13 protein-coding genes are annotated in these 15,626 nt (G+C 64.6%); 11 read left to right on the top strand and 2 right to left on the bottom strand.

Features of this window, described 5'->3' with window-relative positions; translation table 11 throughout:
* Positions 1-9: 9 nt before the first annotated feature.
* Entirely contained in the window at positions 10-1,179 is a 1,170-nt protein-coding gene (locus ACX80Q_RS00205) for an ROK family protein (protein WP_459328710.1), read from the bottom strand.
* 367 nt (positions 1,180-1,546) lie between these two features.
* On the opposite strand from ACX80Q_RS00205, the gene ACX80Q_RS00210 reads away from it, so the two are divergent.
* Entirely contained in the window at positions 1,547-2,230 is a 684-nt protein-coding gene (locus ACX80Q_RS00210; protein ID WP_459328523.1) for a transglycosylase family protein, read from the top strand.
* Between the two features lie 97 nt (positions 2,231-2,327).
* On the opposite strand, the gene ACX80Q_RS00215 is transcribed toward ACX80Q_RS00210, so the two are convergent.
* Positions 2,328-3,743: an amidohydrolase gene (locus tag ACX80Q_RS00215; RefSeq protein WP_459328524.1), complete on the bottom strand. Its 1,416-nt coding sequence runs from the start codon at positions 3,741-3,743 to the stop codon at positions 2,328-2,330.
* A gap of 175 nt (positions 3,744-3,918) precedes the next feature.
* Between ACX80Q_RS00215 and ACX80Q_RS00220 the strand changes: the two genes are divergently transcribed.
* The 10 genes from ACX80Q_RS00220 to ACX80Q_RS00265 all read left to right on the top strand — a co-directional run bounded on the left by ACX80Q_RS00220 (position 3,919) and on the right by ACX80Q_RS00265 (position 15,606).
* Positions 3,919-4,668 carry an SDR family oxidoreductase gene (locus tag ACX80Q_RS00220; protein ID WP_459328525.1) on the top strand — a complete coding sequence of 250 codons (750 nt, stop codon included), beginning with the start codon at positions 3,919-3,921 and terminating at the stop codon, positions 4,666-4,668.
* Between the two features lie 248 nt (positions 4,669-4,916).
* On the top strand, positions 4,917-5,009 hold the full coding sequence (gene kdpF, locus ACX80Q_RS00225; RefSeq protein ID WP_459328526.1) for a K(+)-transporting ATPase subunit F: 93 nt from the start codon (positions 4,917-4,919) through the stop codon (positions 5,007-5,009).
* A 9-nt stretch (positions 5,010-5,018) separates the two neighbouring features.
* The gene (gene kdpA, locus ACX80Q_RS00230) at positions 5,019-6,674 is read left to right on the top strand and encodes a potassium-transporting ATPase subunit KdpA (protein WP_459328527.1); all 1,656 of its coding nucleotides are present in this window, start codon (positions 5,019-5,021) and stop codon (positions 6,672-6,674) included.
* Complete coding sequence (gene kdpB, locus ACX80Q_RS00235; RefSeq protein WP_459328528.1) at positions 6,671-8,791, top strand: potassium-transporting ATPase subunit KdpB; 2,121 nt, start codon at positions 6,671-6,673, stop codon at positions 8,789-8,791. The genes kdpA and kdpB overlap by 4 nt, the downstream gene beginning before the upstream one ends.
* A gap of 4 nt (positions 8,792-8,795) precedes the next feature.
* Positions 8,796-9,392, top strand: a complete 597-nt coding sequence (kdpC, locus tag ACX80Q_RS00240) for a potassium-transporting ATPase subunit KdpC (protein WP_459328529.1) — start codon at positions 8,796-8,798, stop codon at positions 9,390-9,392.
* A gap of 3 nt (positions 9,393-9,395) precedes the next feature.
* Complete coding sequence (locus ACX80Q_RS00245; RefSeq protein WP_459328530.1) at positions 9,396-11,960, top strand: DUF4118 domain-containing protein; 2,565 nt, start codon at positions 9,396-9,398, stop codon at positions 11,958-11,960.
* A 10-nt stretch (positions 11,961-11,970) separates the two neighbouring features.
* Positions 11,971-12,645 (top strand): response regulator, encoded by a 675-nt coding sequence (locus ACX80Q_RS00250; RefSeq protein WP_459328531.1) that lies wholly within the window; start codon positions 11,971-11,973, stop codon positions 12,643-12,645.
* Between the two features lie 82 nt (positions 12,646-12,727).
* On the top strand, positions 12,728-13,327 hold the full coding sequence (locus ACX80Q_RS00255) for a PadR family transcriptional regulator (protein WP_459328532.1): 600 nt from the start codon (positions 12,728-12,730) through the stop codon (positions 13,325-13,327).
* A 59-nt stretch (positions 13,328-13,386) separates the two neighbouring features.
* Positions 13,387-14,847, top strand: coding sequence for an MFS transporter (locus ACX80Q_RS00260; RefSeq protein ID WP_459328533.1), 1,461 nt, complete (start codon positions 13,387-13,389; stop codon positions 14,845-14,847).
* Between the two features lie 96 nt (positions 14,848-14,943).
* Positions 14,944-15,606 carry an MOSC domain-containing protein gene (locus ACX80Q_RS00265; protein ID WP_459328534.1) on the top strand — a complete coding sequence of 221 codons (663 nt, stop codon included), beginning with the start codon at positions 14,944-14,946 and terminating at the stop codon, positions 15,604-15,606.
* Positions 15,607-15,626: the final 20 nt, after the last annotated feature.

Genomic DNA, 15,626 nt, shown 5'->3' on the forward strand with positions numbered 1-15,626 from the left:
GAACGGGCGTTAGCCGCCGAAGACGTTCGCCCTAAGATCCGCCAGGGCTGTCAGCAACGCACCTTGGACCACGGCGCCGTCGGCATGGGTGGCCAGCTTCACCGGGACGGGAACCAAGGTGCGCTCATCAAGCGCCTTTTGCAGGGGTTCAAGGAGGGCGTTGCCCGCGCGGGTCGTGCCACCGCCCACCACCACCAATTCCGGGTCTAGCGCCAGGAGCAACACCACGAGGGCATCGGCGATGCCCTCAACAAATTTTTGGACCCGCACGCCCGCCATCGCGTCACCGGCAGTGGCCAGAGTGAACACTTCCTGCATCAAGTCCGCGTCGCTGCGCCCGGCGTCGCTGCCGTCAGTGGGGTGAAGCTGGCGAAGGTCATTCAACAAGTCCAAGCGGACATCCGGCCAGAGGTGACTTGGCAGGGAACCCACTTCCCCGGCAGCGCCGTGGGCACCACGGTGGAGTCGCCCATTGAGGATGCTTCCGGAGCTGATGCGGGTGCCCAGCATCAGGTAAACCATGCTGTCACTGCCTTGGCCGGAGCCCTGGGTGAATTCTGTTTGCGTGGCCAAATTCGCATCGTTTTCCAGGCGCACGGCGGCACCCATCAAGGCGGACAGCTCGTCACGCACCAACCCGTTGGCCCAGTGGGGCATGACGAAGGAATGTGTCATTTCGCCGGCGTTGTTGACCACGCCCGGCACGCCGACCGTCACGGTGTGCAGGGTTCGCCCGGCCAGCTCCGGCCGCTCCAGCAGTTCGGTGACCATGCCGTTCACCATAAGGGGTGTCAGTGGGGTGCCGGCCGGCGGGTGGACCCGGCTGGTCACCAGCAGGTCCCCGCGAAGATCAGCCAACTGGAGGTCCACCTTATTAGGGCCAACATCAACGCCCGCCACGCAACCGGACTCGGCCAGAAAACGGAACCGCCTGGCTGGCCGGCCGGAATGAAGCGGCTTCTCCACGGGGCTCAGCTCGGCAATCCAGCCCTTGGCAGCCAGCTCGGCCAGCCCGGCCTCCAGAGTTGGCCGGGAGAGTCCGGTGGCCTCCTTGAGCTCTGTCAGCGTTGGCTCCCAGTCGTCACGGCGCAGGACTTGGAAGATCGCCCGCGCATTGATGGCGCGCATGTGGGAGGTATCGCTGACGGTGGGGCTGCCGGCTGCCGGGACGTAATTCATCACGCGTGAACCATAACGCACCTGAACCAGTGTGACCGCATGTGTTGTGAGTACATGGCGGGTCGGCGTGAGGTGCTGTACAGGGCAAATTGTGGGCTCATCGCTAAATACACCATCAAACTGAGAGAAACGGTGACGAATTAATTACAATTTACTGATTTGTGTATCGATTTGGTATCGACGTATGGTTAGTCATGCCCTACTGGGCGGGCGGCACTTTTTGCCCCCACGATTGCCCGGGCCTTCCAACACCGCACACCGTCATGCGGAAGGCCACGGAAACAACCTCCATATCTACAGGTTGGACGGTGGCGCACGGATGTCCGGGGACGGATGGAGCGCAGGTGGCCTTCGGGAGAATGCATCGATGAAAAACTCCACAATTACACGCAACATCGGCCGCATCTTGGCCATTGGCGCCCTTGCCGGGGGCGGTCTAGCCGTTGCCGGAACCGGGGCCAATGCGGCCGACGGCGGCACCTGGGACGCGCTCGCCCAGTGTGAAAGCGGTGGCGACTGGGCCATCAACACGGGCAACGGATTCTCCGGCGGCCTGCAGTTCACGCCCAGCACCTGGGCGGCGTTCGGCGGAACCGGTTCGCCGGAAAATGCCTCGCGTGAGGCGCAGATTGCCGTGGCGGAACGCGTCCAGGCCGGTCAAGGTTGGGGAGCATGGCCTGCCTGTGCCGCCCAGCTTGGTTTGAGCGGCGGCGGTGGGCAAGCCTATTCACCTGCTGCTGTGCCTGCTGCCCCTGCCCCGATGGCGGCACAGGCAGCTGAGGTAGTGCCCGTGGAGCAGGCTCCAGTTGAGCAAGCACCCGTGGAGCAGGCGCCGGCAGAGCTGGCACCCGTTGCCGAGGCGCCCATCGCTGCTCAGATTGCGCTCAGCGGCGAGAGCTACACCATCCAGTCCGGCGACACCCTGAGCACCATTGCCGACAAGCTGGGCATCCAGGGTGGCTGGGAGACGCTGTTCCAAGCAAATGCGGACACAGTGATACACCAGGACCTCATCTTCACCGGAGCAGTGCTGCAGCTTCCGGCCCAGTAAGTACTGGCCCAAAACCAACTGGCCCGCAGAAAACGGCGAAAATTGCGTCAAAGACGCATATTTTCGCCGTTTTCTGCGGGCCAGTTGTCTGTGGGTGCTACGTGCGGGGAGCCGCGGCACCAACCCGGGTGCCGGCGTCGTACGTGTAAACCTGCTTGCCGCCGATGAATACGCCCATCGCCCGCGACATCACATCGAGAGGATCGCCGCTCCACAACACCACATCGGCGTCCTTGCCCACTTTCAGTGAACCGATCCGGTCCGCCAGGCCCAGCACCCTGGCCGGGTTGAGGGTGATGGCGCGCAGGGCGGTTTTCCGGTCCAGACCTTCCTTAACGGCCAAGGCGGCCTGGTGGACCAGGAAGTTGATGGGCACCACGGGATGGTCGGTGATGATGGAAATTTCGACGCCGGCCGCCGCCAGTTTGCCCGGGTTGGCAAGGGAGCGGCCACGCAATTCTGGCTTGGACTTGCTGGTGAACAGCGGTCCGATCAGTACAGGGGTGCCCCGGGCGGCCAGAACGTCACCCAGCACGTGGGCCTCTGTGCCGTGGTCAATGACCAGGTCATAGCCGAACTCGTCGGCCAGGCGGATGGCTGTGGCGATGTCATCGGCGCGGTGGCAGTGCTGGCGCCAAGGGATCTCGCGGCCCAGCACCATGGCCAGGGCCTCCATGTGGGCATCGCGGGGGCGGGGCTCCGGCAGGGCCAGCCAGTTTTGTGCGGCCATGAACGCCGCCCGGATCACCAGCGCCGTGCCCATGCGGGTGGAGGGCGTCTGCTTCTTTTCGCCATAAACACGCTTGGGATTCTCGCCCAGGGCCGATTTCAAACCGCTGGGGGAGCGCAGCACCATTTCCTCGATGTACCGGCCGTGCGTGTGCAGGGCCACCGCCAGCCCGCCGATCGGGTTGCCGGAGCCGGGGTTCACGTTGACGGTCGTGATGCCGCCGGACAACGCGTCGTCAAAGCCGGGGTCAAAGGGGTCCACGGCGTCAATGGCGCGGGCGGCGGCCATGACTGGATCCGTCATCTCGTTGACGTCGTTGGTGGATTCCAGCTCACCCTCGGGATCCATGCCCAGGTGAACGTGGGCGTCGATGAATCCGGGCAGCAGCCACTGGTCCTTGGCATCTAGCACGTCGGCGCCCTCGGGGACGGCAATGGAAGCGCCCAGGCCCAGGATCTTGCCGCCCTCAATGAGCACCGTCCCGGTGAACGGTTCCCCTTCAATGGGGACCACATGGGCGTTGGTGATGGCCAGAACTCGCCGTTTGGCAGCGGCTGCGGCCTCCCGAATGGTGGCACTGATGGAGGCCGTGTTGGTGGCAGCTTTGGCGGGGGCTGCCGCCTTGGCCTGCTTCTTGCCTGCCTTGCCGGCGCCCGGGACCAGCTTGCCCGGGATGGCGCCGGGCGTTCCTGCCGGCGCGGCCGCCCTGCGCGTGACCCGACCTGGCACAAAGCCGGCCCCTGAAGTTCCGCCGGGCTTCGGTGTGGGCAATGAGGGTGTCATGACGGCCTTTCGCTAAGCAATGGGGACTCCTCCAAGCTACATCGTTAACTTATGCGTTGAACTCCCGACGGGTTCTGCGCATGAGTGTCTATGCGCGGAACCCAGCCCGGGTTCTACGCATAAGTTCAGTCCCCCCGTGCCGTGCCGGCGGCTCCGGCGCACATAGGCTGGGGCCATGCACAAGAAAATTGCCTTGATTACGGGAGTGGGTCGCACGGTGGGGATTGGCGCCGCCATTGCCCGCACCCTCGCCGCCGACGGCTGGGACCTGGTCCTGAACTATTGGCAGGAGTATGACGCGCGCATGCCCTGGGGTGAACAGCCCCACGACGTCAGCACCCTCACCACCGAACTTGAGGCCGCGGGCGCCACAGTGTGGGCGCTGCCGGCGGACCTGGGCGACCCGTCCGCCGTCGACCGTCTCATGGCGCACATTGCGCAGGAAGCGGGCCCGCTGACCGGCATGGTGCTCTCGCACTGCGAGTCGGTGGACTCCGGGATCCTGGACACCCCGCTGGAAAGTTTTGAGCGGCACTTTGCCGTCAACACCCGCGCCAACTGGCAGCTGATTGCGGCCTTTGCCCGGCAGGCCATGCCCAGCGGCGGCGCCATTGTTGCGCTGACAAGTGACCACACGGCGTTCAACCTGCCGTACGGGGCATCCAAGGGGGCGCTGGATAGGATTGTCATGGCCGCAGCCAGGGAGCTGGGCGGGCAGGGCATCAGCGCCAATGTGCTCAACCCGGGCCCCGTGGACACCGGCTGGATGGATGAGGACACTCGCACGGCACTGGCGGCGATGCATCCGGGCGGGCGGCTGGGCACCCCGGCCGATGTTGCTCCCACCGTGGCGTTCCTGCTTTCCCCCGGCGGACGCTGGGTCAACGGCCAGCTGATTAAGGCCGACGGCGGCTTCTCGGCCTAACAAATGCGCCAAGGTCACCCAGACCTCCTGGTGAGCTTACAGGTGATTCCGATTTTGCATTTCAACGTCGGCGTCATCTTTATGCTCACCAGGCGCAGGCGCAGCGGCGGGGCGGGGCGGGCTGCTGTCATGAACCCGTCAAGATTGCCCGGAACAGCGTAAAGAACACGTAAAAACCAGCTCCAAGCCCACACCACGGGTGTGCGATTGAGAAAGACATCAACGCACATTGTGAAAGTAGGACTGTTGTGGATTTAGTGACGTGGCTAGTTTTGGGGCTGGTGGGGCTGGCTTTGCTGGTGTATCTGCTGGCCGCCCTCATCCGCCCCGAGAAGTGGTGACCGGACACCATGGACCTTAATATCTTCTCGCTGGCCACCCAGCTGGCCGTACTCATTGTGGTGCTGGCTGCCCTGCACCAGCCCCTGGGCAAATACTTGGCCAGCACATTTACCAGCCACAGACATGTGGCTGTGGAATGCGGCCTCTATAAGCTCTCCGGCATTGACCCGCAAGCAGACCAGCATTGGAAGGTGTACCTGCGCTCGTTGCTCGCGTTCAGCATTGTTTCCATCGTGGTGCTGTTCCTGGCCCAGCTGCTGCAGGGAATCCTGCCCTTCAACCAGGGCCTGGGGGCCGTGGACCCGTGGGTTGCCATGAACACGGCGGTCTCCTTTGTCACCAACACCAACTGGCAGACATATGTCCCGGAAACCACCCTGGGCTTTGGCGTCCAGATGATGCTGCTGGCCGTGCAGAACTTCCTCAGCGCAGCTGTGGGGCTGGCCGTTGTGGTGGCCCTGATTCGCGGCCTCACCAGAGCCCAAACCAGCAACCTTGGCAACTTCTGGGTAGACCTGACCCGCGGCGCCCTGCGCGTCCTGTTGCCGCTGGCAGTGATTGGCGCGGTGGTCCTGATGGTCACAGGCGTCATCCAGAACTGGGGCGGCACCAGCATCCACACCCTTGTCACGGGAGCACAACAAACAATCCCCGGCGGCCCCGTGGCCTCGCAGGAAGCCATCAAGCTCCTGGGCACCAACGGCGGCGGCTACTTCAACGCCAACTCGGCCCACCCCTTTGAAAACCCCACGGCATTCAGCAGCTTGTTCCAGGTGTTCTTGATCCTGGTCATCCCGTTCTCTCTGCCGGCCATGTACGGGCGCATGGTGGGCGACAAACGCCAGGGCTACACAGTGCTGACCGTGATGGTGGCGTTCTGGCTCATGTCCACATCCTTGATGGCGTGGGCAATAGCAGCCTTCAGCGGCGGCGGCACCAGCGTGGGCGAAGGATTCGAGCAGCGCCTGGGCGTTGCACCCAGCGCCCTGTTCGCAACAGCCACCACCCTGACCTCAACCGGGGCCGTGAACGTGGCCCACGATTCCCTGCCACCCCTGGCTGGCGGACTGGCCATGCTGAACATGATGCTGGGCGAGATCGCTCCCGGCGGCGTGGGCTCGGGCCTGTACGGCATGCTGATCCTCGCCGTGGTGGCCGTGTTCATTGGCGGCCTCATGGTGGGACGCACCCCCGAGTTCCTGGGCAAGAAGATTGGCGCACCGCAGATGAAGCTGGTGGCCCTGTACATCCTGGTCACGCCCACACTGGTATTGCTGGGCACGGCCATCACCGTAGCAACACCGGCGCTCGCAGCAGCGGCACCCGCCGAGGGCCCGCACGGCTTCAGCGAAATCCTGTACGCCTTCACCTCTGCCGCCAACAACAACGGCTCGGCCTTTGGCGGCATCACCAGCTCCGGCCCCGGACTCGCCACCATGTTGGCGCTGGCCATGTTCTTTGGCCGCTTCCTGCCCATAGCCCTGGTCCTGGCGCTCGCCGGCTCCCTGGCGAAGCAACGCAAAATCCCCGCCACCACAGGAACCCTGGCCACGCACGGTCCGCTTTTCGCCGTGCTGCTCGGTGGCATCTCCTTGATCCTGACCGCACTTACCTACTTCCCCGCGCTCGCCTTGGGCCCGGCTGCTGAAGGACTGCTGAAATGAAGCTAAACACACTGCTTGCCGCGCTGCCCCTGGCCGTCCGCAAGCTTGATCCCCGCCAAATGATCCACTCCCCAGTCATGTTTACAGTGCTGATCGGCTCCATAGTCTGCACCGCGGTGAGTGTCCAGCAGCTGGCCATTGGCTCCGAATCGGCAGTCTTCTCCCTCATTGTCACGGTGTGGCTCTGGCTGACGGTGCTGTTCGGCAACCTGTCCGAGGCCATCGCCGAGGGCCGCGGCAAGGCGCAGGCAGACAGCCTCCGTGCCGCGCGTACCTCAGTCATGGCACGACGCCGGACCCGCGCCCTGGTGCCGGCCGGTGCGTCCGGCGCGGGCCGGGACAGCGACGGACAGGTTGAGTACGCGGAGGAACTGGTTGCTGGCACCGATCTTGAGGTGGGTGACATTGTCATCTGCGAGGCCGGGGATCTGATCCCCAGCGACGGCGACGTCATCGAGGGCCTGGCCAGCGTGGATGAATCCGCCATCACCGGAGAATCGGCACCCGTGATCCGCGAATCGGGCGGCGACAGAAGCTCCGTCACGGGCGGCACCATGGTGCTCTCGGACCGGATTGTCATCCGTATAACGGCGGCCAGTGGCAAGACCTTCTTGGACAGGATGATCTCCCTGGTGGAGGGCGCCACCCGCCAAAAGACGCCCAATGAAATCGCGCTGAACGTGCTCCTGGCCTCGCTGACCATCGTGTTCTTGGTATGCGTCATGACGCTGGCCCCCATGGCGAACTTCGCCAGCGCTCTTCCCACCCCGGTGGTGCTGGTGGCGCTGCTGGTCTGCCTGATCCCCACCACCATCGGCGCCCTGGTCCCGGCCATCGGCATCGCCGGCATGGACAGACTCATCCAGCGCAATGTCCTGGCCACCTCGGGCCGCGCCGTGGAAACCGCCGGTGACATCACCACCCTGTTGCTCGATAAAACAGGAACCATCACCTACGGCAACCGTCGCGCAGTTGCCTTCATAGCGGCCGACGGCGTGAACCAGCACGTACTCATCGAGACGGCACGCTTGTCCTCGCTGGCAGACGAAACACCCGAGGGTCGCTCCATTGTGGACCTGGCCGAGGGTGCCAAGCAGGGGGATGGGGCGGACGCAACAGCAACGCTCACCTTCGATGTGGACGTGATCGAGTTCAGTGCCGTGACCCGCATGAGCGGGCTCAACCTGCCGGTGGGCCATGCTGCCAACGCAAGCCAAACCGTACTTGAGGTGCGCAAGGGGGCGGCGTCCGCCGTCGAACGTTATGTGAAGGAACGCGGCGGATTCCTGCCGGCGGAACTCGAAGATGCGGTGCAGAGGATCTCCGGAACCGGTGGCACGCCATTGCTGGTTGCCACGTACAACGGCGAGCGCGCGCACGTTCTGGGCGTGATTCATCTGGCGGATGTGGTCAAGCCCGGGATGAAGGAACGGTTCGCCGAGCTGCGGGCCATGGGCATTAAGACCATCATGATCACCGGCGACAACAAGGTCACCGCGGCCGCCATTGCCGCGGAGGCAGGGGTGGATGACTTTGTTGCCGAGGCCACCCCGGAGGACAAACTGGCTGTCATCAAGGCTGAGCAGGCGGCGGGGCGGTTGGTGGCCATGACGGGGGACGGCACCAATGATGCCCCCGCACTGGCTGCCGCTGATGTGGGTGTGGCCATGAATTCGGGCACCAGTGCGGCCAAGGAAGCGGCCAACATGGTGGATTTGGATTCGGACCCCACCAAGCTCATTGACATTGTGGGCATTGGCAAGCAATTGCTGATTACACGCGGTTCGCTGACCACTTTTTCGGTGGCGAATGACGTGGCCAAATACTTTGCCATTGTGCCGGCCCTGTTTGCCGCAACGTTCCCGGGGCTGGGGCTGCTGAACATCATGGGGCTGTCCTCACCCGAGAGTGCCATTCTCTCCGCGGTGATCTTCAACGCCCTTGTCATTGTTGCGTTGGTGCCGTTGGCGCTGCGCGGGGTGAAGTACCGTGCTGTTTCTGCGGCTAGGGCGCTGTCACGGAACCTGCTCATCTTTGGCCTGGGCGGCGTCATCGCCCCGTTCATCGGCATCAAGCTCATCGACCTGCTGGTCTCCCTCATCCCCACGATTGGTTAATAATATGAACGCCTACGGACGTCAACTTTTCACGGCTTTGCGGTTCCTGCTGTGCGCCACCCTCTTGTTGGGCCTGGCGTACCCGGCGCTGGTCTTTGGCCTGGGCCAGGTAGTGGCCCCGGCCCAGGCCAACGGCTCCCTTCTGACAGTGGGCGGCAAGGCAGCCGGTTCCTCGCTGCTGGCCCAGCCGGTCACCGGCACCGCCTACTTCTTCCCGCGGCCCTCGGCGGTGGGATGGGACCCGGCGACGTCGTCGGCCACCAACTTGGGGCCCAACCAGGCCGCGCTGGTGGAGGCGATTGCCACCAACCGGGCAGAGGTGTCCGCACGGGAGAAGACGGCGCCGGCCGATGTGCCCATCGACGCAGTCACGGCCAGCGGATCGGGGCTGGACCCGGACATTTCGCCCGCGTACGCGGCCCTGCAGGTGCCGCGGGTGGCGGCCGCCAACGGGCTCAGCGAAGCAGCCGTGCGGGAGCTGGTTTCACAGAACACCAGTGCTGGCGTCAACGCCTTTTTGGGCCAGCCGTCGGTGAACACCACCACCTTGAACGCCGCCCTGACGGGTGTGCAGAAAACCGCCACGGGCCTGCGAGAATAAACTATGACGCGCGGCATATTGCGGATCTTCCTCGGTGCAGCCCCCGGGGTGGGCAAAACCTACTCCATGCTGGAGGAAGGTCATGCCCAAGCCGCGGCAGGTGTTGACGTGGTGGCAGGCATTGTCCTGGACCACGGCCGGGCCCAAACCCGCGCGCAACTTGCCGGACTCGAGGTCCTGCCGGCCCGGGCCATCAACTACCGTGGCACCGATTTTGAAGAGCTGGACGTCGCTGCCCTGTTGGCGCGGCGTCCAGCCCTGGCCTTGGTCGATGAATACGCGCACTCCAACATTCCCGGGGCTGGCAACGCCAAGCGTTGGCAGGATGTGGAGGAGCTGCTATCCGCCGGCATCGATGTGTACTCCACCGTCAACGTCCAGCACCTGGCCTCGCTGGGGGACGTGGTGGAGACCATCACCGGCGTCCGCCAGCAGGAGACAGTGCCGGATGACGTTGTGCGCCGGGCGGACCAAATAGAACTCGTGGACATCCCGCCGGAACTGCTGCGCCAGCGCCTCAGCACCGGAAACGTTTACGCCGCCGACAAGGTGGATGCCGCGCTGGCCAACTACTTCAGGCTGGGAAACCTCACGGCGCTGCGAGAGCTGGCGCTGCTGTGGCTGGCCGACCGGGTGGAAGAAGGCGTGGCCGCCTACAGGGAAAGCCACGGCATCGCCACCAGCTGGCCCACCCGCGAACGCGTTGTGGTGGGTCTGCCCGGCGGGCCGGAGGGTGAGGTGCTGCTGCGCCGTGCGGCCCGCATCCTTAGCCGGGTCAGCGGCGGGGAACTGCTCGCCGTGCACGTGCCACGGTCCGACGGCGTTTCCGGGGACGCGCCGTCGGCCCTTGAAGGGCAGCGGCAACTGGTCACGGACCTGGGCGGTACCTACCACTTTGTGGGCGGCTCGGACCCCGCGCAGGCGCTGCTGGATTTTGCTAAAAATGTGGGCGCCACCCAGATCGTCATCGGTTCCTCGCGGCGCAAACCACGCCTGGGCTTCCTCACGAGCGCCGGGGTGGGGGCCCGGGTGGTGCGCGACGCCGGCGACATGGACGTCCACATGGTCCCGCACCCCCTGAGTGGCTCCGGCGGGCCGGTGCGCAACAGGGGCGAGTTGAACAAGAAACGCGTCATTGCGGGGTTCTTCCTGGCCGTGGTGCTCCCCATCCTGGTGGAGATGATCACGGGCGCCTTGAGTTTGCAGACCACCATGGTGGTCCAGCTGGCGGCGGCAATCGCCGTTGCCCTGGTGGGCGGACTGTGGCCGGCGGTGTTGGCAGCCGTGTGGGGGAGCCTGCTGCTGAACTACTTCTCCGCGCCTCCGGTGGGGACCCTGAACATCAGCGACCCGGAAAACCTGCTCACGTTGGCAGTCTTTCTGTTGGTTGCCGTAGCCGTTGCCCTGGCCGTGGACCAATCCGCCAGGCGCTCGCGGGAAGCCATCAGGGCCGGGGCCGAGGCCGCCACTCTGAGCGAACTGGCCCGCGGTATCCTCGCCTCCCAGGACACCGTGCAGGTGCTGTTGGAACAGCTCAGGGATCATTTCGCGATGCGCGCCGTGACCCTTTTTCGCTGCACCCAGCCCGGCCAGTCCTCCCATCCCGGCGGCCAGGACGGTAGCGGCTGGCGCATGGAGGCATCCGTGGGGGATGAGCCGCCGTTAGTCCCCGAGCAAGCTGACACGGTTGAGGAAGTGTCCGAGCACTGGATGTTGGGTCTTTCCGGCCGTATTTTGCCGGCCAGTGACAGGCGCCTACTGAGCGCCTTTGGTGCGCACCTGCTGGCCCTGGAGCAACGCGAGGCGCTCAGCGTCACACAGCGCCAGAACCTGCAGCTGAGCCAGGACAACAACATCAGGACATCCGTTTTGCGGGCGGTGTCCCATGATCTGCGCACACCCCTGGCCGGGATTAAGCTGGCCGTCAGCAGCCTGCGCCAAACGGAGGTGACGTTCAGCCCCGAGGATGAAGCCGAGCTGCTGGGCACCATTGAGCACTATTCGGACAGGATGGATGCCCTGGTGGGAAACCTGTTGGATATGTCCCGCCTGAGCGCCCAAATGGTCAGCCCCGTGGTGGGCCCGGTGACGTGGCAGGAAGTGTTGCCGGCCGCCCTGCATGGTGTCCCCTCGGACCGGGTGCGCCGGGAACTGCCACCCAACATGCCCGCCATCGACGCCGATCCCGGCCTGCTGGAGCGGGTCATTGCCAACATTGTGGAGAACGCCGTGAAGTACGCCCCCGACTCGGAAATCCTGGTGGTGGGCTCCATTGGCGGCAGCGGCAGCGCCACCATCAACGGCCACCCCGCCAGCGAATTACGCGTGGTGGACCATGGCAAGGGAGTGCCCGCGGCCGAGGTCATGGCCATGTTCAAGCCCTTCCAACGGCTCGACGACGTCTCCTACGGCCCGCAGGGCGGCACGGGTGTGGGCCTGGGCCTGGCCGTTGCCAAGGGCTTTACCGAAATTATGGGCGGGGTGCTGGAGGCGACACAAACCCCCGGAGGTGGATTGACCATGATCATCAGAATGCCGCTTTCCACCGGGATCATGAGAACACTTTGAGGACTGACTTTTGACAACAGTTTTGGTAGTTGACGACGAACCCCAGATTTTGCGCGCCCTGCAAATCAACCTGCACGCCCACGGCTACACGGTGATAGCGGCCCCGAACGGGACCGCGGCGCTGGCTGCCGCCCAAACCCAGGCGATCGACGTCGTGGTCCTTGACCTGGGGCTGCCGGACATGGACGGCCTGGACGTGATCGCGGGGCTGCGCGGCTGGACCGAGGTGCCCATCATTGTGCTGTCCGCCAGGCACGGTTCCCACGACAAAGTTGAGGCCCTCGACGCCGGTGCCGACGACTACGTGACCAAGCCCTTTGGTCTGGATGAGCTGCTGGCCAGGCTGCGGGCGGCCACGCGGCGTTCCGGCGCCCAGACTGCCGAACCCCGGGTGGAGACGGCCGAATTCACTGTTGACCTGGCCAACAAGCAGGTGTTCCGGCAGGGTGCGGCCGTGCGGATGACGCCCACGGAGTGGAGTGTGCTGGAGCTTTTGGTGCGCAACCCGGGCCGCCTGGTCAGCCAGCAGCAGATCCTCACGGAGGTGTGGGGCCCTGCGTACGCCAAGGAAACCCACTATCTGCGTGTCTACATGGCGCAGCTGCGGCGCAAGCTGGAGAACGACCCCGCGGCCCCCCTTCATCTTTTGACGGAGGCGGGTATGGGGTACAGGTTCGCACCCTAGAGTCTGGGTGTGATGGAGTGCACAATGATTTAGTGCCGCCGCGGCCTTATGTAGTCATAAAGCAATTAGTAAGATTATGACTATGACAAAACGTTCGCCCCTGGCGCTTGCCGTGCTGGCCCTGCTGCTGGAAGCGCCCATGCACCCCTACCGCATGCAGCAGCTCATCACCCTGCGCGGCAAGGACAGGGTAGTGAATGTTAGCCAACGCGCCAGCCTGTACAGCACCATCGAGCGGCTCACCCGCGACGGCCTGATTCGCGTTGCCGAGGTGGAGCGGGACGGGGCGCGGCCGGAGCGCTCCGTGTATGAAATTTCCGACGCCGGACGCGCCGCCGCCCACAGCTGGCTCACCCAGATGCTCTCCGTCCCCAGGCACGGCTTCCCGGAATTCCATGCCGCCCTGGCCCACGTGCCCGTGCTTGAACCGGGCGAACTCGCTGGGCTGCTGCGCACCCGCCGGGCGGCCCTGGCCGCTGAATTACAAGAGCTGGAAGATGAACTTTCCGGAGTTGCGGGATTCCTGCCCCGCGTGGTTCTGCTCGACGCCGAACTCGTAGTCCGCACGCGCGCCACGGAACTGGCGTTCCTGGACGATGTCCTGGCCGAGCTGGACTCCGGCGCCATGACCTGGAGCCAGGAATCCCTGGCCGAACTGTCCAAGGCCAACGAACCACATTAACCATGCCGTCCCGCAGCCCGGTCCCACAACGTTGCACCACTTCACTAAAGAGGAACAGCATGAAAACCACAGCACCACCCATCGGGCGGGCACGCTCCATAGCCTTGATCTCCTTGTTCATGGCCTCCTTCATGGAGCTTTTGGACGCCACGATTGTCAACGTTGCCCTGCCGGATATTGAGCGGGCGCTCGGTGCCAACAGCGCCCAGCTGCAGTGGATGGTGGCCTCGTACACGCTGGCCCTGGCCATTGGCCTCATTACCGGCTCCCGGGTTGGCGACATCTACGGGCGTAAGAAAACCTTCATCGTCGGCCTGGTGATCTTCACGGTGGCCTCCGTGTTGTGTGGCATGGCCATGAACCCGGAAATGCTCATCGCCTCCCGCGCCCTGCAGGGCTTTGCCTCCGCGGCCATGATCCCGCAGGTACTGTCCAGCCTGCAGGTCATGTACAAGCCGTCGGAGCGTGCCGGTGCCATGGCAGGATTCTCGGCCCTTGCCGGTGTCGCCGCCGTCTCCGGCCCCATCCTGGGCGCCATCTTGACCGACGCGGACATCTTTGGCTGGGGCTGGCGCACCATCTTCTTCGTGAACATCCCCGTGGGCATTTTCGCCGTCATCTGCGCCGTCAAGTACGTGCCCGAGTCCGTGGCGCCCGTGCGGCACAAGCTGGACCTGTCCGGCGTCGTAATTCTTGCCGTGGGCATGCTGGCCATCCTCTACCCGCTCACCATGGGCCGGGAGGAAAACTGGCCGCTCTGGACGTTCCTCATGATGGGCTTTGGCCTGCTGGTGCTGGTGGGCTTCGTTCTGCTGCAGCGCCGCGAGGAAAAGAACGGCGGCGAGCCCCTGGTGGCCGTTTCCCTGTTCAAGAGCCGCCCGTTCGCGGCCGGTATTGCCATGATGTTCCTGTTCTTCATCCCCATGAACGGCTTCTTCCTGATCCAAACCTTGTTCCTGCAGCTGGGCCTGGACTACCCCATCCTGAAGGCCGGCCTGACTATGATTCCGTTCTCCATCATGGTGCCCGTCCTGGCCGGCATCTCCGCGGCGATCTTGGCCCGCAAGATTGGCCGCGTGGTGCTGCAGCTGGGGCCTCTGGTTATCGCCGTGGGCTTCGTTGTCCTGATCGTCACGGTTCACGCTGTGGGCGGAGCCGTGACGCCGTGGCACCTGCTGGCCGGACTTGCCCTCAGTGGTGCGGGCTTCGGTATGGTGGTGGCTCCCGTGGGCATCTTTGTGCTCTCCGAGGTTCCCACCAGGTTTGCCGGCAGCGCCTCGGGTCTGTTCAACACCACCAGCCAGCTCGCCGGCGCACTGGGTGTAGCCATCATTGGCACCATCTTCTTCAACTCATTGGAAACCAGCACCGCCACGAGCCAGTCGGCCGTGTTCATCGACGGCTTCACGTTCACCATGTGGTGGATGGCGGCCGGCATGGTCCTGGCCTCCGTTGCGGCCACCTTCCTGCCCCGCTGGGCCTCGGAGCAGGATCCTGTTGGGGACTTGGTGGACGCCTAGGATTTACCGCGCCGGCTCGCACTGTTCTGCGGCGGACCCAGCATGGGTTCGCCGCAGAACGGTGCGCAGGGGCGCCCCGTGTTCTAGGGTGGGTGCATGACCAACCTCGCTCCGCCGGCAGGCTCACTCCTGGCCATCTGCCGCGTCCACCAGCTCATCACCACCGCAGCGGGCTCAGGTGTCACGGCCATCGACAAGCGCGCGGTCCACGGGCCCGTCAAGCTGCGGACGTTTGGTGTGTTTGGCGATGTGAGGGCCGACTCCGAGCACCACGGTGGCCCTGACAAGGCTGTCTATGCCTACTCACAGGAGGATGCTGAGTATTGGAGTGCAGAGTTGGGGAGGCCCATTCCGCCGGGTCTTTTTGGCGAGAACCTGCGCACTCAGGGCATCGAAACCACAGGTGCCGTGATCGGCACGCGCTGGCGCATCGGCGCGGCCCTGCTGGAGGTCACCTCGCCGCGCGTCCCGTGCGCCACCTTCGGGGAGCGGATGGACGAGCCGCAGTGGGTCAAGCGCTTCACCGCGGCCGGCCGGGTGGGAACCTATCTCCGGGTTCTGGAACCCGGCGCCGTGCAGGCGGGGGACACCATCACCGTTGAACATGTGCCCGGCCACGGCATCACCGTAGGAAAGTTCTTCAGCGATCCCAGCGAGCAGGATGCCACCACGCTGATCGAACTCCACCATACCGGGCAACTCACATTGAATGATCATTATTGGAAGAAAGTTCGTCGGATCTTGCAGAAAGACTCATAACGCTGCGGAACTTAACAATC

The sequence above is a fragment of the Arthrobacter sp. HLT1-20 genome (assembly GCF_054510895.1).